This window comes from Adlercreutzia caecimuris B7, from assembly GCF_000403355.2.
GTDB lineage: Bacteria > Actinomycetota > Coriobacteriia > Coriobacteriales > Eggerthellaceae > Adlercreutzia > Adlercreutzia caecimuris.
Map to the genome: position 1 here is coordinate 2329599 of NZ_KE159646.1, position 20871 is coordinate 2350469.

The following is a 20871-nucleotide window of genomic DNA, read 5'->3' on the forward strand; positions in this document are numbered from 1 at the left end:
GTGGTTTCCTAAGGAGGACGACTGCACGATCCTACGCAAAGGAGCCCCATTCCCATGGCTGCTGAAGAAATGAAGGCCCAGGCCCTCGAGCCGCCCTTCGACACGTTTATATTCGATTTGGACGGCACCCTGCTCGATACCCTCGACGATCTCATGGTGCTTACCAACGACGTGCTGGCCGAGTTCGACATGCCCACGCATACTCGCGAGGAGATCAACTCCTACGTGGGCAACGGGGCGGCGGCGCTCATCTATCAGGCGGTGCCCGCCGACACGCCGCCGGCGGTGGCCGATGCGTGCCTCGCGCGGTGGAAAGAGGCCTACGACAGGTACCCGAACGACCTCACGAAGCCCTATCCGGGTATCGAGTCCATGCTGGCCGAACTGCGGAGGCACGGCTGCAATCTGGGTATTCTCTCGAACAAGTTCGATCGCGGCGTGACGTTCATTGTGGAGAAGTGCCTTGCCGGCCAGGTGGACGTGGCCCACGGCGAGGGCGGCGAGGGACACTTCCCACGCAAGCCGGATCCGACGGGGCTCTTGGCCACCATCGAGGAGCTGGGCAGCACGCCCGCGCGCACGGTGTACATCGGCGACTCGCCGGGAGACATCCACGCGGCCCGCAACGCCGGCTGCTATGCGGTGGGAGTCGACTGGGGCTACCACGACCCGGCCGATTTCGCCGCTGAGGGCTGGGAGCCCGATTTGCTCGCCAGCAACCCCGAGCAGATCGTGGCCCTTGCGTCCGTAGCTGTGTAGCGAGTCGAAGGAGCCCCATGCCTCATCGAGGAAAGATCATATTCTCCTGGGCGCTCGTCGCCCTGTGGGCGGCGGTCATCTTCTTCATGTCGGCCCACACGGGCAGCGACTTCGACGGGGAAGGCCCCCTGGCCGCGGTGAAGCGCTGGCTGGTGGGCCTTGTCGCGCCCGTGTTCGGTCCCGAAACCGACGTGGTGAACGTGGCGGCTCACTTTACCGAGTACCTGGTGCTCGGCGCGCTGCTGTTCGTGGCTCTGCGCTGCACCTGGCCGGAGTCCTCGTCGAGCCGCCTTGTGCTGGCCGCCATCGCCCTGGCCAGCGCCTATGCGGTAACCGACGAGTTCCACCAGTCCTTCGTCCCCGGCCGCCTCTGCGACCCTGCCGACTGGCTCACCGACACCCTCGGCGCTACGCTGGGGGCGGTCATAGTGCTTGCCCTTTCCAAAAGAGGCGGAGCAGCTGAGCACCGCTCCGCATAATTGGTTCCTGGTGGCGGATAAAACCTGCTTGTGAGAGAAGGTCTTCTCCGGCTTCCGGGCTCATGCCGTTTTCATCATCTATAATCAGCACGGCATTATTAACTCGCAGCATCGCCAAGGAGGCACCATGGCTGACATTCATTTCGGAACCGATGGCTGGCGCGCCATTATCGGGGAGGATTTCACGCCCGATAACCTGATTCGCGTCATCGATGCCGCGGCGCGTATCTTCAAGGAAGAAGCCGTGGCGGCTGGCCGCGACGTCGATGCCCCCGGCACGATCATCGTCGGCCACGACTGTCGCCAGGATGCCCACGCCTATGCCGAGCTTGCTGCTCAAGTGGCTGCGGGCCACGGCTTCAACGTGCTTCTCACGGAAGACTACTGCCCCACGCCGACGCTTTGCTGGTCGGTGGCCCACAACGACGACGCGGTGGGCGGCATCATGCTCACGAGCTCGCACAATCCCGCCGAGTATCTGGGGGTGAAGCTGCGCATGGCCGATGGCGGCGCGAGCCCCGCTGAGTTCACCGACCGGGTGGAAGCGGTGCTGCCGGCCGAGCCCGCCGACGTGCTCGGCCCCTTCCGGACCGTCGATCTGATGACCGAGTATCTGGCCGCACTGCGCGAGCTGGTGGACGTGGAGGCCATTCGCGCCGCCGGCCTGCGCGTGGTGTGCGACCCGCTTTACGGCGCCGGTCGCCATTACCTGGCCGACCTTCTGCGCGATATGGGTGTGGAAGTGGTGGAAATCCACAACGGCGAGGACCCCACGTTCGCCGGGCTGCACCCCGAGCCCATCCAGCCCTGGGTTGACGAGGGTCTGGCGAAGGTGGCCGAGCTGGGGTATGACGCGCTGTTCATCAACGACGGCGACGCCGACCGCATTGCCGCCGGCGACGCTCAGGGCAACTACGTGAACGCGCACCGCATTATCACGCTGCTCACCAAGCACATGGTCGACCGCGGTGAGACGGGCCGCGTGGTGTCCACCATCACGGCCTCGGCCATGCTCGACCGCATGTGCCGCAAGCTGGGGCTTGAGCTGGTCAGCACGCCCGTGGGCTTCAAGTGGATCTACGGTGAGATGGAGAAGGGCGGCGTCATGATCGGCGGCGAGGAGTCCGGCGGCATCGGCCTTCCCAATCACGTGAAGGAGCGCGACGGCCTGCTGATGGCGCTGCTGCTCACCGAGTGCATGGCCCAGTCCGGCAAGGACCTCGGCACGCTCATCGACGACATGCTTGCCGACATCGGACGCCTGGAATTCGCCCGCCGCGGGCTTTCCATCACCCCCGAGCAGATGGAGCGCTTCCGTGCCGAGACGGTGCCCTCTTACACGGCCGACGAGGTGGCCGGCAAGCGCGTGATCGACGTGGATCGCCGCGACGGCGTGAAGCTCTTGCTGGAAGGGGATGCCTGGGTCATGATGCGCCCCTCCGGCACCGAGCCCCTCGTGCGCATCTACGCCGAGGCCGCTACGACCGACGAGGTGAGCGAGCTCTTGGATGCCGCCGAGGCCGTGGTCGTGGGCTTGTAGCGAGCCGTCGCACATCCAATGTTTCCAATCGGGGGCGCCTCAGGCGCCCCCTTGCTTTGTCCGGCAAGCGAGCGGCCGCCTCCCAGCCGCCGCGCTTGTCGGATGAAGTCCTCGCAGCGGTTGCCCCTACCTCAGCTTCTTCAGAAGGGCCCAGGCGCGTTGCTTGCCCTCGGGGGTGTCCATCATGCCCTCGAAATCCTCGAATATGACGGCGGTGCGGCCGAGCAGGCGATTGGAGGCGTCCAGTGCTACCGGCATGCGGTAGGCGGCCGACAGCAGTTCGGCACTGAGGGCATCCGCGGCCACGAGTGCCACCGGGTCGAGCCCCTCCACGATGGTGCGCACATCCTCGGCGCCGAGCTTTCCCTCGTCGGCCTCGGCCACCACCAGGACTAGAGGCGCGTTTCCGAACTCCAGGGAAGTCGCCGACTTCTCGAGGGCTCCTTGGGCGGCGGCGCTCAGGGTCGTCGCGCTTAACACCATGAGGGTGCTTGCGGGCGTGCCCGTGACGTGGGATCCGTACAACACGAGCACTGACTCGCCCGTCACCTCGAACATGTTACTACTCACGGAAAAATTCACACTCCATCTTGCGCTGGAAGGGCGTTCGCGATAAAAAGGAACTATCGATATATAGTAGCGCAAAAGGAGGCGCGCCATGTGCACCAACGGAGTCAACACCGGCCAGCTCGAGATGATGATCGACCAGATCGACGACCATATCAAGCTGGAGCGCCGTCATGCGCACGATCTGGGACATTTGGCCTCGGACGCCGGGTTTGCCACGGTGGGGGAGAAGCTGCACGACGTCATGCATCTGCTAGACGAGGTGCGCGCAGCACTTGACGAGGCGAAGGACGCCATGGAAGACGACGCCACCGAGGCGGCCGGCTTCACCGTTTCCCGCGTGTAGCCATGAGCAACGACCTGGTTCGGTTCTCGGTGGCCATGCCGGAGGACCTGCTGATTGAGTTCGACCAGCTGGTGGCCCGACGTGGCTTGGCGAAGAATCGCAGCGAAGTGGTGCGCGATCTGGTGCGCGACGCCCTGGTGGAAGAGGAATGCGCTACGCCCGGCTCGCTCGTCATGGGCACGCTCACCATCATTTACGACCACCATTCCAACGACTTGCAGGAGAAGCTGCATACCATTCAGCACGACTATTTCGACACCATTATCTCCACGATGCACGTGCATGTGGACGAGCATATGTGTCTGGAGGTTATCGTCATGCGCGGCGAGACGGGTCTCGTGCAGAGCGTGGCGAACCTCATTCTGGGTACGAAGGGCGTGAAGAACGGCAAGCTGGTGCTCACGACCACGGGAAGGCATTTGTAATGGCAGATGAGAGGGTAATGCTCGGCCACGGCTCGGGCGGATCGATGATGAAGCGCATTATCGACGAGGTGTTCTTCGAGGCTTACGGCACCGATGAGCTGCTTGTGGGCGATGATGCTGCGGTGCTTTCGGCCCTGGGCCCCGACGAGCGCATTGCGTATTCCACCGATAGCTTCGTGGTAACGCCGCACTTCTTTCCCGGCGGCGACATCGGGCGCCTGGCCGTGTGCGGCACGGTGAACGACGTGGCTACCTCGGGCGCCCGTCCGTTGTACCTGTCCTGCGCCTTCATCTTGGAAGAGGGCTTTCCCATGGACGACCTGCGTCGCATTTGCGCCTCCATGGCCTCCTGCGCGAAGGAGGCCGGGGTGCGCATTGTGACCGGCGACACCAAGGTGGTCAACCGCGGCCACGGCGACGGCATCTACATCAACACAAGCGGCGTCGGCGCGGTGCCGGCAGGCGTGAGCCTGGGCGGCGCGCAAATTCGCCCGGGCGATGCAGTGCTTGTGAGCGGTACGCTGGGCGACCACGGCATCACCATCATGAGCTGTCGCGAAGGGTTGAATTTCTCGGCTGCCATCGAAAGCGACGCGGCTCCGCTCAACCACCTCATCGCCGAGGTGCTGGCCGCAGCGCCCCATACACGCTGCTTCCGCGATCCTACGCGCGGCGGCCTGGCTTCCACGCTCAACGAACTGGCGGCGCAGTCGAACACCGATATCACCGTGGACGAGGGCGCCGTTCCCGTGAAGGACGCGGTGCTCGGCGCCTGCGAGATGCTCGGCTACGATGTGCTGCAGGTGGCCAACGAGGGCAAGATAGTGTGCGTGGTGGCCGCCGACGAGGCCGAGGCGGCCCTGGCTGCCATGCGCGCGAACCCTTACGGAGCCGATGCTGCTATCATCGGGCAGGTGGGCGAAGCCGATCCGGCCCGCGGCCCAAAGGTGTTCCTGCGCACGTCGTTCGGCAGCACGCGCATCCTGGATATGCTCGTGGGAGAGCAGCTTCCCCGCATCTGCTAGGAGCAAGGCGCCGTCGACTCCGCACGATCTTCTACGGGCCGTTATGCGGCGGTTTGTCAACACCTAAACCGCTCCCTGAGAAGTTCCGGATTCCTACTTGCGCGTTGCTGCTTTCATGGTATCTTGCGCAATGTGGTTGGGAGCTGTGCTTCCTGCCCTCAAAGACGAGGAACAATATTTGAACGAAGGAGCTTCCCATGTCTCATCCGGTTATTGAAGCTGACGAGTGCATCGGCTGCGGCATCTGCGTCGACGCGTGCCCCCAGGAAGTGCTCGAGGTCGTCAACGGCGTTGCCGACGCCGTGAACGAGGATGCCTGCATTGCCTGCGGCGACTGCGTGGAAGAGTGCCCCATGGGCGCTATTCCTGAGATCGTCGAGGACTAGCCCTTCACGTTCCGAGCGCTCAGCGGAGCGATCGGGTCAAAGCGAACGAGCAGACCTGCTGCCCTTCCGGTGGCAGGTCTGCCTGCATTGGGGCGACCGTGCGTTGCCGCAGGTGTACACGGCATTCAACGGTGACCTTTTGTGATATAGTTCTTTCAGAGAGAAGACGGGCAACCGCCAAGGTTGCGCAAGACGAAAGCGTGAAGCGAAACCATGAGAAAGAGCAACTGGATCATAGCTGCCATTTTGCTTGTGGCCTCGCTGGTGTTCCTGTGGCTCTGGCAGGCGCTGGAGTTCAATCTGGTCGACAACCCGATTGACGTGGTGGTAACGGCTGTGTGGTGGGTGGTCATCATCGCCGGCTGTCTGGTTATCCATTGGGCGGAGAAGAAGCGGCAGGAGCGTATTCGCACGGTGTTTCTCGCGCCGGGCTTGGTGTACAACTGCGAGATAGGCGTTCTGCGCCTGGATCCCGGCTCCTCCTCGGTCGATGCCATGCGGAAGGTGCTGTCCAACCTTACCTATTCCTTCGATTTGGCTGAGCTGCCGGCGAATTCGCGCGTGCGCTTCCAAACCATTGTGCGCACAGAGCGCTTTGCCGAGAATGGGCGCATATGGGAGGGCGAGGTGGTGGAGGTTCGTCGTCCCGACACGCCCCACCCGTTCCGCAACCAGGCGGAGTTGGCGGCATTGGTCGGCGAAACCGCCGCTTAATCGGCTGCCGTTCGTGACAGCTTTTCCACCGCAGCGTAACAAATCGGCATCATTTAGACATTCATTTGCCTGTCAATAACCTAGCAACTCCCATAACAAGTCTCGTTTTCCCATTAAATGATCGGTACACTCATCATCGAATGAGAATCGGTCTCAGAGTAGTTTCCCCTGCAAGAGTGCAGGGAGGCGGCTTCTCGGTCGCGAGGATAAAGGAGTGCAGGTAGCTATGAAGGCAATCGAGCGGTTCGTTGAGGCGCGCAGCACGGTTGAGGGCAAGGCGGTTGCCGTCGCCCTCACGGCTCTGCTGGCGCTTTCGTCGTTCACCCCCGCAACTTTGGCGGTGGCCGACGAGGGCGAGGGTTCTTCCGATGAGATGTCGCTGGCCGTGAACGACGTGGCAATGCCCGAGGGGGAAGACGGCTTCTCCGCTCCCAACACCCCCGAGGAGCCCGATGGTGTCGTCGAGAATGGCGAAGATGCCGAGGAAGATTCGACGGATGATACGGATGACCTCGGCGGAACGCTGACGGCAGGCCTTGCGGAGCTGGAAGGCGAGGCCAACGACGGCGCCACCGTTCGCGTGCAAGCGCCGGTGGGCACGACGTTTCCCGCAGATGCCGAGGTGCGGGTGGAAAACGCCCTGACCGACATCGTTGAGTCTGCTCTGGCTCAGGCCATTGGCGAAGACCAGCGCCTTGGCACGGTGCGCGCCTACAAGGTTGAAATCGTCGACAGCGAGGGGAACGAGCTCGCCGATGTTCGGGGAGCCGTGGCCTTCCTGACAAGCGAGGGCATTCCTGCCTTCGACGCAACGGCGTTCCGCATGATCGGCGAGGGTGAGGCTCAGAAGCTCAATGCTCCCGCCGGGCTCGTTCCGGAGCTGACGGCCGTGGCCTTCCCGCTCGAGACCGCATCCGGTGTCTATGCGTTCGCCCTGATCGAGTCTGCAAACGACAAGGGTGCGGGTCAAGAGGAGACCGAGGGCGAAGCTGCGGAGAACGCCGAGGGCTCTTCTCCCGAGCCGGAGGCTCCTGCTGCTCCTGAGCAGCCTGCGACTCCCGAGCCCGAGCCGGGCAATGCCGCCGTTCCCGAGCAGCCCGCCACCGATCCCGAAAGCGACGAAGAGGCCGTTCCCGAGCCAGCGCCTGCGCCTGAGAACGAGTCTGAGCCCGCGCCTGAGGCCCAGAGCATTGTGCTCTATGTGGGCGAATCCCGAGCCCTTTCCTGTTCTGGCCTGCACGTCAACCATCAGTGGGAAACAAGCGATACGGCAGTGGCGGCGGTTCGGAACACGAACGCTCAGCGCGTGACAGTTGACGCCGTTGCGCCGGGCACCGCGACGGTGCGCTGCGACACCGACGCAGTCTACGAGATCACGGTGAAAGCCGCCCCCGCAACGAGCGAGATCGCGCACTTCTACTTCCTGCCGCCCACGGCGGATGGCGCAGCTGCAGATCTGGGCCAGGCCCAGTACATGGGCTCCGGCGTGGTAAACGTTCCCGCTGGCTACGATAAGGTCTCCCAGCTTGTGAATGGCAGCGTGGTGGGCGATCGCGTTATTCGCCTGAGCGACCTTATCGCGGAGGCGCCGTCCGACACCGAGGTGCGTACGGGCCTGGCTGCGTACTTCAACGGCTCTATTGACGGCGCCCAGAACGGCACCGCCTCAAAGATGAAATACGATGCCTCGTGGAACTACACTTACGAGCCGGTGGTGTTTACGGGCAAGATTAACTCGACCGGCTATAACGGCACGGCGGTAAGCCCGACGGCGGCCCATCATATATATGTGCAGATGAACATCGAGGTGCCCGAGAAGCATTACACGCTGTCCTATGCGGTGCAGACTCCCTCGGGCAGCGAGGTGCGCTCGATTCTGCACAGCAACGGCGATGCTGCCGTGGAGCTGAACGGCTACAACGATTCGGCTACCTCGCTGACGGTGGATGGCGTGACTTATCCGGCGGTGAAGACCGTGGGCGATACGGTGAAGTACCACTTCGACGGCTGGTACACCGACACGACATTCCGCACCAAGGCACCGCGTACCTATGCTGAGGGGGTTTCGGCAACGTTCTATGCCCGCTACCTCACGGTGGGCGCGAGGACGGTGTCCTTCGACCCGATGGGCGGCACGTTCGATGACGGCACGACCGAGGTGAAGGCGGTGCGCGCTGACGTGGGCGGTGCCTACTGGTTGCTCGATGCACCGAAGCGCTTCGGCTACACGTTCGAGGGATGGCGTGCTAAGGGCGGCGTGTCTCTTAATGAAGCAGGCCTGAGCCGCATCATGAGAAATGATGCTGACATTGAGTACGAGGCTCAGTGGAAGGCCGCCACGGCTACCATTACCTTCGATGCGCGCGAGGGGTCGCTGGGCGACGCCGCTTCCGTTCTCGAAGGCAAGACGGGCTCTGCGCTGGAAAACGGCGAGCTGCCGACGCCGACGCGGGTGGGCTATCGCTTTGTTGGTTGGTACGACAACGACAAGTTCGCCGGTGCGCCTCTCAACGAGCTTCCGAGTGCTTTCCCGGCAGGCAACACGAAGTACTATGCGAAGTACGAGGAAGATCCCGCGCAACGCTATTCAGTTACCTATCAAGTGCAGCGTAACGAAGGCGGCTACCTTAAGCGCGACGTCGTCTACAACTATGGCGAGGTGATCGTCGACGGAGATATGATCGTCGACACGGCGGAGGGCGTGCGCGGTGCAACGGCGGAGGCTTTGCTCGGCTGGCAGTTCAGCGGGTGGTACAAGATGACTCCCGAGGGCCCGATCGCCATTGACACGAGCGCCGGCAGCGATGTTGCCGGAGCCGAGCTGACGGCTGAGCTGGCCCGGCAGAACCTAAACCGCGAGAGCAACGGCGCCTACGCGGATACAACCTATGTCGCCCGCTTCACCGCTGTGAACCTGAACTTCGGCGATCTTCGCCCCTATACGGTTGAATATTACCTTATGGGCGATGACGGGCTCTACCCCGATGTGCCGAACTGCTCTACGAGTCGCACTGGCGTCGTCAATACCGCCGCCGTGGTACAGGATGACGACAAGTACCGCGACCTGCGCGGTGCGGCCGTCACTCATTCCGACAACTGGCCCGCCGACTACGATCCTGCTTTCTATGCGGTTGACGAGAATGCCGTGGGCCGTGTGTACGAGGGCTGGATCAGCGAGAGCGGCGAGACGCCGGTGCTGAAGATCTACCTGCAGAAGCGCCTCGCCGTTTCCTTCGGCGCCGGCGAGCTTGGTACGTTGGATGCCTCCAGCTTCGGCGAGGGCGCCGTGCAGGAGGGCTCGGTCGTGACCTACCGCTGCCTGCGGGGCGATATGATTCCGGCGGTACCGTCGGTCATTCCCGCAGCCGGCTATGTGTTCGCCGGCTGGGCCGAGCGGGGCTCCGATGCGGCGGCCGATCTCGCTGCTCCTGTGAGCCGCGCGACGGCCTTCGAGGCCCGCTATACCGCCGAGGATGCGGCTCTGCGCTTCGATGCCAACGGCGGCAGCGCGGTTTCCGACATCGAGGGCAAGACGGGCGAGAGCCTGGCCGGCGTTGCGCTGCCGGCGACGGAGCGCGCGGGCTACACGTTCCTCGGCTGGTTCGATGCCGAGGGTAACGAGCTGGCCGCCCTTCCCGAGACGCTGCCCGCAGGTGAGACCGTTTACACGGCTCGCTGGGAGGCTGACGCGGCCACCATCGTCTTCGACAAGAACGCCTCCGACGCCACCGGCTCGGTGCCCGGTCGTCAGGGCACGACCGATGCTCCGGTGAATGCCGACTTCCCCGAGCCTGGCGCGCTGTCTCGCCCCGGCTACCTCTTCGCCGGCTGGAATACCCAGGCCGACGGCAAGGGTCTGACGGTGAGCGAGTTCCCCGAGACCTTCCCGGCGGGCAAAACGGTGTACTACGCCCAGTGGAAGCTGGACGTGTCGGGGTTGACTGGCAAGAGCTTCTCCTATCAGGGGGTCTATGACGGCCGCGCCCATCGCATTGCCGTGCCGACGGGCCTGGCGCTGAAGGAGGGTGAGAAGCTGGCCATGAAGGTGAACGGCGCGTGGACCACCAACGCGAACCTGTTCCCCACCTACAAGGACGTGGCCGATAGCGCCTCCGGTATCGAAGTGGCTATTCTCGATCGCGATGGCAACCAGATCTTTATGACCGATACGGTGTCGGTGGCTCTGGCTCCTGCCGAGCTGACGGTGGCCACGGGCTCTATCATTCACCCCTTCGATGGCTCGGTGGCCACGAGCGAGCAAATCGTCGTTAGCGGCCTTCAGGCTGGTGAGACAATCGGTGCCCGTACAACCGGCTTTGCCTCTCAGGTGGGCGAGGAAGTGGAGAACGGCTTCGAATTGACCTGGGCTGCCGAGGGGAACAGCTACACGGCCAAGCAGGGCAACTACGTCGTGACCGCGAAACTGGGCACTGTGAAGGTTGTCACCACCACCTGCCCGGTGACCATTGAGGGCTACGTGGGCGTCTACGACGGCCAGGAGCATGCGCTGGCCTATTCGTCGCCCGAGGCCGAGATCGTCTTCGACGCCGATACCGCTTACACAGATGCCGGCGATCACGAGGTGGGCTACACGGTGACGTGCCCCGACCATGGAACGTTTACCGGTACTGTGAGCGTGAACATCATTCCGCGGGCTATCACCATCGCAGTGGAAGACTCCTACAAGATTGCCACAGCCCGCGACCCCCTCTTCAAGGGCGCCATCGTGGAAGGCGAGCTGGTGGCCAGCGACGATCTGGGCACGATCGACTTCGTCCGCACCTTCGAGGGCGACGAGGTGGGCGTGTACGAGGGCGGTCTGACGGCTCGGTATCGCCAGAATGACAACTACGCTGTCACGGTTATTCCGGGCACGTTCACTATCGGTCCGGCGCAGGCCGGTGGAGCGGGGTCGGTCAACCAGTATCCCCTCCAGACTCCGGGCGATGGCAACGGAAGCGGTGTGACAGACGCGACGGTTGCGGGAACGGCCGTTGCGGGCACGCCGCTCGCACGCACCTCCACGCGCACCACCTCGGCTGCGGTGACCACCTTGTCGGCGGCTCGCGAGCTGCTGGAGGCGGCGCGACCGGCGAGCATGGCCGACCTGGCCGCGCCGGTGTACGCCGATGTGATCGGCGATGACGCCACGCCGATGGTGACGCGCCGCGGCGGCGAGACCATCGAGGACGACCCTAACGCCCTCGGTGCCTTCGATGAGCCCCACTGCTGGGTGCACTGGGTGATGGCTCTCGGCGTCCTGCTCACCATCGCCTACGCGGCGGCGGTTGCGCTTCGTCGTCTGGGTTGCGCACGGCGGGCCGGTCGTCTTGACGATGATCTGACGGGCGGCGCTGTGGCCGAGGAAGCCTCAACTGAGCGTGCTGCGCGGCGTCTGGGCGCCTAACGGCCCCCTTCGATAGCCTTCCCCCTCCCAAAAGAAGGGCGACCTGCGGGTCGCCCTTCTTGCTGTTAGGGTAGTTCGAGGGATGCGGCTTGCTGTTACAGGACGCGCCAGAACCCCGCCTTGTCGGAGCCGACGCGATCGATGATGCCCAGGTCGCGCAGCCGGCGGAACGAGCGGCGCACCGTGCTTTCGCTCACGCCGAGGCTCTTGGCAATGCGCGGTGCCGTAAGGCGTCCGTCGATGTCGATCATCGAGAGCACCTTCTCGTCGTTGGCGGTCAGGCCGATGTCGTGCTGTAGGGCGGCCTCGCGGGCCATTGCGTGGGCGTCGGAGAGCGCCGAGCGCGTCAGCGAGGCGTGGGTCGCGGGGTCGTTGCCTGAAAGAGAGGTGCGCATGACGCTGTCCTCGTCCATCTGGAAGCACACCATGGTCTCGTCGTCGCGCAGTTCGAAGATGGGCTCGGGCAGCCCCGCCTCGATGCATTCCATGCGCATGGCCCCCACCCCGTTGCCCCAGCCGTCGATGATGCCGAGCGAACGCAAGGCGCTGACCAGGTTCGGGTTGTTCGGTCGCGAGGTGTGTCGACCCAGAAGCGCGGTTACCGTCCAGGTGCGCGGAGGGCGTCCGACGTTGTCGATGCAGAGGCGATCGGCGAAAACGCTGACCTGGATGGGGGTGCCGCTCTCGTAGTTCTTATGGGCCACCGCGTTCAAGACGGCTTCGTGCACCGCATCGCGGGGAAGCGGGGGAGAGCCGTGCGTCCCCCGAGGCTGCACGGGGCCGGTGTCGGCGAGGTACTTGTCGAAAATCAGCTCGACCGTACGGTGCACCTGCTCGATGAGCGAGCCGGTCACCTCGTCTTCGAAGATAGGGCTTCCCGCCCGTCCTCCGAAAAAGCCGATGCGCACCGTGGCTCCGGCAATGTAGCGCTGCGGCTGATCGTGAAGCAGGAGAATGCCTGCGTTGGTAGGCGTTCCTACGCCGGTCATGAGGCCCGCGCGACGAAGTTTTTCCTCGATAGCGGCCACTTCGTCAAGATCAGTGGTGATGTCGGTGTCGCGAAGCGCACCCGTGTAACGTGTGACGAGGCCCATGTTGAGGTCGTCAAGGCTCGCCTGGATGACCGGTCGCGTCTCCCATTTCATATCGGTTTCCGCCGCCGGCTGAAGGAGGCGATCCAGGGCCTCGTTGTCGAGAACGGTATTGAAGCTGTTCTGGTACAGGTAGAACGTGCCATGGTAGCTGATGGGCTCAGGCGCAGGGGGGACGACCACCTCCAGGCACATGCGGCCCTCCTCGAGCACGAGCTCCATGGCACAGGTGAGGCCGAGAGCCGCCGCAACCGCACTGGGGATCGTCTTCATAAGACGGTTCGTCTTGCGCTTGACCACACCGCGGCCGTCAACGTCGGCATCGAGCACGAGCCGGCCGCCTCCGGCGTTGGCGATTCCGCAGACGACTTCCATACAGTCGTCACGCCAGGCAGAACGGCGGGCAATGGGCAGGGATGAGTCCGTCGCAGCCATGAAAAATACCTCTCTTTACCCAGGCAATAGCAGTTCATGCCATTATAGGAAACGAAGATACGGCTGTCATGGGTAAGATTTAATGAAAAACGACTCAGATTTCTTACTCGCATTCACATAATGATCATTCATGAGAAGTAGCCTCAGAGAATTGGCTTCTTGGCATGTAATTCAGCTATTCTCCCTGATGACGGCAATATCTTCGTTTGGTAACAAACCCCTGCCGTCCTCGCTTGGCCCATGCAGAAGGGCGTATTGTGCAGAGAAGTGAGCTTTGCTTACTGGATGACGTTAAGGAAACTTGACAGCAGTAGACTAAGGTTTTATACTGCGCCTCAACATCATTCATCTGTACCAGAACTGTGAAAGCGAGGCAGTACACAATGGCTAAGATTCTTGGCATCGACTTGGGCACGACGAACTCCGCCATGGCCGTCATGGAGGGCTCCGAGCCCGAAATCCTGGTGAACGCCGAGGGCGACCGCACCACCCCGTCCGTCGAGGGCTTCCGCAAGGACGGCGAGCGCGTGGTGGGCAAGGCCGCGAAGAACCAGGCCGTCACCAACCCGGAGAACACCGTTTCCTCCGTGAAGCGCTTCATCGGCCGCTCCTTCGACGAGACCCCCGAGGAGCAGAAGACCGTTTCCTACAAGGTTCAGAAGGGCAAGGACGGCCGCGCCGTCATCGATATCGACGGAAAGGACTACACTCCCGAGGAGATTTCCGCCATGGTGCTTCAGAAGCTGAAGACCGACGCGGAGAAGCAGGTGGGCCAGCCCATCACCCAGGCTGTCATCACCGTGCCGGCCTACTTCAACGACGCGCAGCGCCAGGCCACCAAGGACGCCGGCAAGATCGCCGGTCTCGAGGTCCTGCGCATCATCAACGAGCCCACCGCGGCGGCGCTCGCCTACGGCCTTGACAAGGTCGACCATGATGAGAAGATCCTCGTGTTCGACCTGGGCGGCGGCACCTTCGATGTGTCGGTGCTGGAGCTGGGCGACGGCGTGTTCGAGGTAGCCTCCACCGCCGGCGACAACCACCTGGGCGGCGATGATTGGGATCAGCGCATCATCGACTGGATGGCCGACAAGTTCCAGGCTGAGAACAGCATCGACCTGCGTAAGGACCCCATGGCCCTGCAGCGCCTGAAGGAAGCCGCCGAGAAGGCGAAGATGGAGCTGTCCTCCACCACCCAGACCAACATCAACCTGCCCTTCATTACGGCCGACGCCTCCGGCCCGAAGCACCTGGGCCTGACGCTTACCCGCGCCGAGTTCGAGCGCATCACCAAGGACCTGCTGGATCGCTGCAAGAAGCCCGTTGAGCAGGCGCTGAAGGATGCCGGCCTGAAGATGGGCGAGGTGGACGAGGTCATCCTCGTCGGCGGCTCCACCCGTATGCCCGCCGTGCAGGAGCTGGTGAAGACCCTCACCGGCAAGGCCCCGAACATGTCCGTGAACCCGGACGAGGTGGTGGCCATGGGCGCTGCCGTGCAGGGCGGTGTCTTGGCCGGCGACGTGCAGGGCATCCTGCTTTTGGACGTTACCCCGCTGTCCCTGGGCGTTGAGACCATGGGCGGCGTGATGACCAAGATGATCGAGCGCAACACCACCATCCCGACCCGCAAGACCGAGATCTACTCCACCGCCGCCGACAACCAGACCTCCGTCGAGGTGCACGTCCTGCAGGGCGAGCGCGAGATGGCCGCGGGCAACAAGACCCTGGGCCGCTTCCAGCTGACCGGCATTCCGGCCGCCCGCCGCGGCGTGCCGCAGATCGAGGTGACCTTCGACATCGACGCCAACGGCATCGTGAACGTGTCCGCTAAGGATCTGGGCACCGGCAAGCAGCAGCAGATCACCATCTCCGGCTCCACCGCCCTGTCCGATGACGAAGTGGACCGCATGGTGAAGGATGCCGAGCAGCACGCCGAAGAGGATGCCGCTCGCAAGGAAGAGGCCGAGGTGCGCAACAACGCCGACGCGCTCGTGAACGCCACCCAGCAGACCCTCGACGAGCTGGGCGACAAGGTGCCGGCTGACACCAAGACCCAGGCCGAGGAGGCCATCGCCGAGACCAAGACCGCCCTTGAGGGCACCGACATCGACGCCATCAAGGCCGCCACGGAGAAGATCCAGCAGGCGGGCTACAAGCTGGCCGAGGTCGTGTACTCCACCGAGGGCGCGGCCGCCGGCGCCCAGGCCGCTGCTGCTGAGACCGCTCCGGCCGATGACACCATCGAGGCCGACTACGAGGTCGTGGACGACGAGAAGGAAGGGAAGTAAGACCGATGACGACGCCCGATAAGGACCAAGTCACCTCTTCTACCCCTGAACCCGAGGAAGCCGCCCCCGCGGCGGCTTCCCCCGCCGATGGCACCGCGCCGGCGGAGGTTATCGCCGATGCCGAGGTGATCGAGGCCAATGAGGACGGCCAGCTGGACGAAGAACTCGAGAAGGCCGCCGCGGAAGCCGTGGCCGGCGTGATCGAGGAGTCCGAGGCCGTGGCCGCCGCCAAGGCCGAAGCGGCCGACTGGCAGGACAAGTACGTGCGCCTGCACGCCGAGTGGGACACCTACCGCCGCCGCATGGCCGAGCAGCGCGAGGCCGAGAAGGCCCGGGCCACGGAGAAGCTCATGGAGAGCCTCCTGCCGGTGCTGGACGATTTCGTGCGCACGGTGGACTACGCCGAGACCAACGGCGAGGCCGGGCTGCTCGGCGGCGTGAAAGCCGTGCAGGCCAAGTTGACCGACACGCTCGCCAAGGGCGGCTTGGAGGTCATCAACCCCGAGGGGGAGGCCTTCGACGCTCTAGCCTGCCAGGCCGTGGGCACGGTGGACGACCCCAGCGTTCCCGACGAGACCGTCGCCCAGGTATACCAACTCGGATACCGCATGGGCGACAAGGTGCTCAGGCCCGCCATGGTGACCATCACCACAGGAGGCCCCAAGCGGGAGAAGCCGGAAGAAGAGTAAGACTGATCGGGGGCGGACTTGCGGGTCCGCTCTCGCGTTCAAGAGACAAAAGTAACGGAGGTGGAACGAATGGCGTCCACGCCTGATTATTACAAAACGCTAGGCGTTCCGCGCACTGCCACGGCCGACGAGATCAAGAAGGCGTTCCGCAAGCTCGCCCGCAAGCATCATCCCGATGCCGGCGGCGACGAGGCCAAGTTCAAGGAGTTGAACGAGGCCTACGAGGTGCTGAGCGACGAGAAGAAGCGCAATCTCTACGACCAGTACGGAACCGCGAACGAGAACCAGATTCCCCACGGATGGGGCGGCGGCCAGGGATTCAATGTCGAGGACATCTTCGGCGGCGGGGGCGGCTATACCGCCGGAGGAGGCTTCGGCGGCAGCTGGGCCGACATTCTGGAGAGCATTCGCAGCGGTGAAGGTGCGTTTGGGAGCAACTGGGACTTCGGTGGCGGCTTCGGTGGGCAGCCCCAGCCCCGCCGCGGCCAGGATATGAACGTCACGTTGAATGTGACGTTCGACGAGGCCATGCAGGGCACCGAGAAGCGCATCACCGTGCGCATTCCCGGCAAGAGCGAATCCGACACCCACACGGTGAAGGTGCCCGCCGGCGCCGTGGACGGCGGTCGCGTGCGATTGCGCGGCCAGGGTGCCCTGGGCGAGAACGGCGGCCCGGCCGGCGACTTGCTCATCACCACGAAGATCGACGAGCACCCCTACTTCGGTCGCGACAAGGCCGACGTGACGGTGACCCTGCCGGTCACGGTGGCCGAGGCGGCCCTGGGTGCCTCCATCGTGGTGCCCACGCCCGACGGCAAGAAGATCAAGGTGAAGGTGCCCGCTGGCACTCAAGACGGCAAGGTGCTCACCATCAAGGGCAAGGGCGCGCCCGATGTGAAGAACAAGGGGCAGTTCGGCAACTTGAAGATTCGCGTGGCGGTGGAAGTGCCCACCGAGATGAACGAGGCCCAAACCAAGGCCATGGAAGATTTCCAAGCAGCAACGGATAAGGAGATCAGACCATGGGATTAGACGATAGGAACCGGCCGCTGTACATGATCAGCATTGCCGCCGAGCTGGCGGGGGTGCATCCCCAGACCCTGCGCTCCTACGAGCAGAAGGGCCTGGTGACGCCCTGTCGCACCAGCGGCAACACGCGCATGTACTCCCAGGCCGACATCGACCGGCTCAACCTCATCAACGAGCTGACGAGCGAGGGCATCAACCTCGCCGGCGTCACGCGCATCCTTGATCTGCAGAGCCGGCTCGACGAGCGCGAAGGCGAGGTGGAGGACTTGCACGGCCGCGTGCGACGCCTCGCTGATCGCGTGCGAGAACTGGAGAACCGCGCAACCGTCGGCGCCATCGTCCGCGTGACGCCCCGACGACTTCCGTAGCTGCTCCCCACCTGCTCAACCAAGGTTGAGCGTAGAGGAAACGGCGGGTGTTCCAACCGAGCGAGTTCCGCAGCGACTGAAACAGGACTTAACGTCCTGTTTCACAAAGCGAGGACTGTCTGAGCGAATTGGAATACCCGGCGGTTCCGACCGATAGAGAGACACAAACAAGGAGAACCTATGAGACTAGACAAACTGGCGGTGACGGCGCAGGAGGCCTTCCAGAACGCCATGGGCGTGGCTGGCGAGGCCGATGCGGCCGTCATCGAGCCCATTCATTTGCTGAAGGCGCTGCTCGATTCCGACGAGAACAACCTCGCCGCCATCGTGAAGCGCATCGGCGCCGACCCGGTCTGGCTGTCCCAGAACGTGGCCGACGAGATTGCCAAGATGCCCAAGCAGACCGGCGCCGCCCCCATGGCCATTCCCGGTCAGGACCTCATCAAGGTCATCGACAATTCCGTGAAGATCGCCGAGAAGTTGGGCGACAGCTACGCTACGAGTGAGCACTTGCTCATCGCCCTGTCCGAGGACAAGGGCGCGGCTGGCCGTATCCTTACCACGGCGGGCATCACCCGCAAGAACATCGAGGCGGCCTACGAGAGCCTGCGCGGCGACACCCGCGTGACTTCCCAGACCGACAAGACCCAGTTCGAGGCCTTGGAGCAGTTTGGCCAGAACCTCACCCAGCAAGCTCGCGAGGGCAAGCTGGACCCGGTCATCGGCCGCAACGAGGAAATTCGCCGCACCATCCAGGTGCTCTCGCGCCGCACGAAGAACAACCCGGTGCTTATCGGCGAGCCGGGCACCGGCAAGACCGCCATCGTGGAGGGTCTGGCCCAGCGCATCGTGGCCGGCGATGTGCCCTCTTCCCTGAAGGACCGCGAGATCGTGTCGCTCGACCTGGGCGCCATGATGGCCGGTGCGAAGTACCGCGGCGAGTTCGAGGACCGCTTGAAGAATGTGCTGCGCGAGGTGAAGGAAGCCGACGGCAACATCATCCTGTTCATCGATGAGCTGCACACCATTGTCGGAGCCGGTGCCGGCGGCGATTCCTCCCTGGACGCGGGCAACATGCTGAAGCCGGCGCTCGCCCGCGGCGAGCTGCGTGCCATCGGCGCCACCACGCTCGACGAGTACCGCAAGTACATCGAGAAGGACGCCGCCCTGGAGCGTCGTTTCCAAACGGTGCTCGTAAGCGAGCCCACGGTGGAGGATACCATCGCCATTTTGCGCGGCCTGAAGGAGAAGTACGAGATTCACCACGGCGTGCGCATCACCGACGGCGCCATCGTGAGCGCGGCGGAGCTGTCCGACCGCTACATCACCGACCGCTTCCTGCCCGACAAGGCCATCGATCTTATGGATGAGGCGGCCAGCCGCCTGCGCATCGAGATCGACTCCATGCCCGAGGAGGTGGACGCCGCCGAGCGCAAGCTCATTCAGATGCAGATCGAGGAGCAGGCCCTCATGAAGGAGACCGACAGGGCCTCCCAGGAGCGCCTGGAGAAGCTGCGCCACGATATCGCCGCCGCCCGCGAGGCGCTGGATGCCCAAAAGGCCGAGTGGCAGAACGAGAAGGACGCCATCGTGGGCGTGCAGAACCTCAAGGCCGAGTTGGAAAGCGCCCAGCTTGATGAGGAACGTGCCACTCGCGAGGGCAACCTGCAGCTGGCCTCCGAGATTCGCTACTCGCGCATTCCCCAGCTGCAGCAACAATTGCACGTGGCCGAGGAAGCCGTGAAAACGAAGCAGCAGGACGGCGCCATTTTGAAGGAGGAGGTCTCCGAGGAGGAGATCGCCTCGGTGGTGGCCGCCTGGACGGGCATTCCCGTGGCCAAGATGATGCAGGGCGAGATGGAGAAGCTCGTTGACCTGGAGGAAGTGCTGAAGGGCCGCGTCATCGGCCAGGACGAGGCCGTGGGCGTGGTGGCCGGCGCCATCCGCCGCAACCGCGCGGGGCTATCCGACCCGAACCGCCCCATCGGCAGCTTTTTGTTCCTCGGCCCCACCGGCGTGGGCAAGACCGAGCTAGCCAAGACGCTCGCCGAGTACCTGTTCGATTCCGAGAAGGCCATGGTGCGCATCGACATGTCCGAGTACATGGAGAAGTTCTCCGTGCAGCGCCTGATCGGAGCGCCTCCGGGATACGTGGGCTACGACGAGGGCGGCCAGCTGACCGAGGCCGTGCGCCGCAACCCCTACTGCGTGGTGCTGCTCGACGAGATGGAGAAGGCCCATCCCGATGTGTTCAACATCCTGTTGCAGGTGCTCGATGACGGCCGCCTCACCGACGGTCAGGGTCGGGTCGTGAACTTCAAGAACTGCATCATCATCATGACCTCCAACGTGGGAAGCCAGATCATCCGCGAGCACGCTGCCGAGGGCCGTGCCTTCGACGAGGCCCAGGCCACGGGCGGCGAGACCATGGGCGAGATGGCCGAGAAGATGATGTCCATGACGCCCGAGCAGGCCGCCAAGCGCATGCAGGAGTTCGCGAACAAGATTCAGGACGCCCTGTCTTCCACGTTCCGCCCCGAGTTTTTGAACCGCATCGACGACGTCATCACCTTCAACGAGCTGTCCATCTCGGCCATCGAGCCTATCGTGGATTTGCAGTTGGAAGAGGTGCGCGACCGCTTGCAGGCACGCCACATCACGCTGGACGTCACGCCGGCGGCCATGGAGCACTTGGCCATCGACGGCTACGACCCGGTGTACGGCGCCCGCCCGCTGAAGCGCCTCATCCAGCGCGAGGTGGTGGACCGCATCGCCGAGAAGGTCATCTCGGGCGAGCTGCGCGACCGCAGCCACGTGCTCATCGACCTGGACGCCGAGGGCAACTACGCCTGCCGCATCGAGGGGCCGATGGACTTGGACGGCCTGAACCTGGACGACCCGAGCTTCCTCACCGCCGGTGCCGACCCGAAGGAGGCCCTGCAGGATCTGGATACTCTGAGCAACGGCGACCTCGGCGAGGATCCCATCGCCTAGTAAAAGGAGGGGCGACCTCGCCCCTCCGCGCACCGGTTTCCGGCATTATCGCCCGAACCCCCGCTCCGCTGTTCTCCTTCGGCTCAGGCGCTTCGCTCCTTCATGCTTTCATGGAGCGACTTGGGGTCGCGGACGGACAGCGTTCAGAGGTCTCGGTCAGCGACACCGGAAGCTGGCGCGCTACTCAACCGCATACCCCTTTCACAGCAAGCGCCCCGGGCAGCCAAGACCCGGGGCGCTTTTTGGTCACGAAGGTCCTTCCGTCCGTGTGGATAGCGACATCGTGACCGCGGTGACGATGAAAGCCTCCGTGCTGCGAAGCTGGGGGT

The 20871-nt window shown here is 63.9% G+C and carries 16 protein-coding genes; 14 read left to right on the forward strand and 2 right to left on the reverse strand.

Annotation, left to right across the window (positions count from 1 at the left end):
• Window positions 1-54: 54 nt before the first annotated feature.
• The 3 genes from C811_RS13425 to C811_RS13435 all read left to right on the forward strand — a co-directional run bounded on the left by C811_RS13425 (window position 55) and on the right by C811_RS13435 (window position 2778).
• The gene (locus C811_RS13425) at window positions 55-759 is read left to right on the forward strand and encodes an HAD family hydrolase (RefSeq protein ID WP_016310213.1); all 705 of its coding nucleotides are present in this window, start codon (window positions 55-57) and stop codon (window positions 757-759) included.
• A 17-nt stretch (window positions 760-776) separates the two neighbouring features.
• Window positions 777-1238, forward strand: a complete 462-nt coding sequence (locus tag C811_RS13430) for a VanZ family protein (protein WP_016310214.1) — start codon at window positions 777-779, stop codon at window positions 1236-1238.
• A gap of 127 nt (window positions 1239-1365) precedes the next feature.
• The gene (locus C811_RS13435; protein WP_016310215.1) at window positions 1366-2778 is read left to right on the forward strand and encodes a phosphohexomutase domain-containing protein; all 1413 of its coding nucleotides are present in this window, start codon (window positions 1366-1368) and stop codon (window positions 2776-2778) included.
• 126 nt (window positions 2779-2904) lie between these two features.
• On the opposite strand, the gene C811_RS13440 is transcribed toward C811_RS13435, so the two are convergent.
• A complete protein-coding gene (locus C811_RS13440) occupies window positions 2905-3348 on the reverse strand; it encodes a hypothetical protein (RefSeq protein WP_136433721.1) in 444 nt (147 codons plus the stop codon).
• An 88-nt stretch (window positions 3349-3436) separates the two neighbouring features.
• On the opposite strand from C811_RS13440, the gene C811_RS13445 reads away from it, so the two are divergent.
• The 6 genes from C811_RS13445 (at window position 3437) to C811_RS13470 (ending at window position 11648) form a co-directional block, all read left to right on the forward strand.
• Entirely contained in the window at window positions 3437-3691 is a 255-nt protein-coding gene (locus C811_RS13445) for a hypothetical protein (RefSeq protein ID WP_016310217.1), read from the forward strand.
• Between the two features lie 2 nt (window positions 3692-3693).
• Window positions 3694-4116, forward strand: a complete 423-nt coding sequence (gene nikR / locus C811_RS13450) for a nickel-responsive transcriptional regulator NikR (RefSeq protein ID WP_016310218.1) — start codon at window positions 3694-3696, stop codon at window positions 4114-4116.
• Entirely contained in the window at window positions 4116-5141 is a 1026-nt protein-coding gene (hypE, locus tag C811_RS13455; RefSeq protein WP_031325410.1) for a hydrogenase expression/formation protein HypE, read from the forward strand. Before nikR ends, hypE begins: the two co-directional genes overlap by 1 nt.
• 197 nt (window positions 5142-5338) lie before the next feature.
• On the forward strand, window positions 5339-5527 hold the full coding sequence (locus C811_RS13460; protein ID WP_016310220.1) for a 4Fe-4S binding protein: 189 nt from the start codon (window positions 5339-5341) through the stop codon (window positions 5525-5527).
• A gap of 213 nt (window positions 5528-5740) precedes the next feature.
• Entirely contained in the window at window positions 5741-6241 is a 501-nt protein-coding gene (locus C811_RS13465; protein ID WP_016310221.1) for a hypothetical protein, read from the forward strand.
• 226 nt (window positions 6242-6467) lie between these two features.
• Window positions 6468-11648 carry an InlB B-repeat-containing protein gene (locus C811_RS13470; protein WP_016310222.1) on the forward strand — a complete coding sequence of 1727 codons (5181 nt, stop codon included), beginning with the start codon at window positions 6468-6470 and terminating at the stop codon, window positions 11646-11648.
• Between the two features lie 95 nt (window positions 11649-11743).
• Here C811_RS13470 and C811_RS13475 read toward each other — a convergent pair whose 3' ends face one another.
• Complete coding sequence (locus C811_RS13475; RefSeq protein WP_016310223.1) at window positions 11744-13174, reverse strand: ATP-binding protein; 1431 nt, start codon at window positions 13172-13174, stop codon at window positions 11744-11746.
• 383 nt (window positions 13175-13557) lie between these two features.
• Between C811_RS13475 and dnaK the strand changes: the two genes are divergently transcribed.
• The 5 genes from dnaK (at window position 13558) to C811_RS13500 (ending at window position 20542) form a co-directional block, all read left to right on the forward strand.
• On the forward strand, window positions 13558-15462 hold the full coding sequence (gene dnaK / locus C811_RS13480; protein ID WP_016310224.1) for a molecular chaperone DnaK: 1905 nt from the start codon (window positions 13558-13560) through the stop codon (window positions 15460-15462).
• Window positions 15463-15467: 5 nt separating this feature from the next.
• The gene (locus C811_RS13485) at window positions 15468-16151 is read left to right on the forward strand and encodes a nucleotide exchange factor GrpE (RefSeq protein WP_016310225.1); all 684 of its coding nucleotides are present in this window, start codon (window positions 15468-15470) and stop codon (window positions 16149-16151) included.
• A gap of 69 nt (window positions 16152-16220) precedes the next feature.
• Window positions 16221-17183 carry a DnaJ C-terminal domain-containing protein gene (locus C811_RS13490; RefSeq protein WP_016310226.1) on the forward strand — a complete coding sequence of 321 codons (963 nt, stop codon included), beginning with the start codon at window positions 16221-16223 and terminating at the stop codon, window positions 17181-17183.
• Window positions 17174-17548, forward strand: coding sequence for a heat shock protein transcriptional repressor HspR (locus tag C811_RS13495; RefSeq protein ID WP_016310227.1), 375 nt, complete (start codon window positions 17174-17176; stop codon window positions 17546-17548). Before C811_RS13490 ends, C811_RS13495 begins: the two co-directional genes overlap by 10 nt.
• Before the next feature lie 180 nt (window positions 17549-17728).
• Window positions 17729-20542 carry an ATP-dependent Clp protease ATP-binding subunit gene (locus tag C811_RS13500; protein ID WP_016310228.1) on the forward strand — a complete coding sequence of 938 codons (2814 nt, stop codon included), beginning with the start codon at window positions 17729-17731 and terminating at the stop codon, window positions 20540-20542.
• Window positions 20543-20871 lie beyond the last annotated feature (329 nt).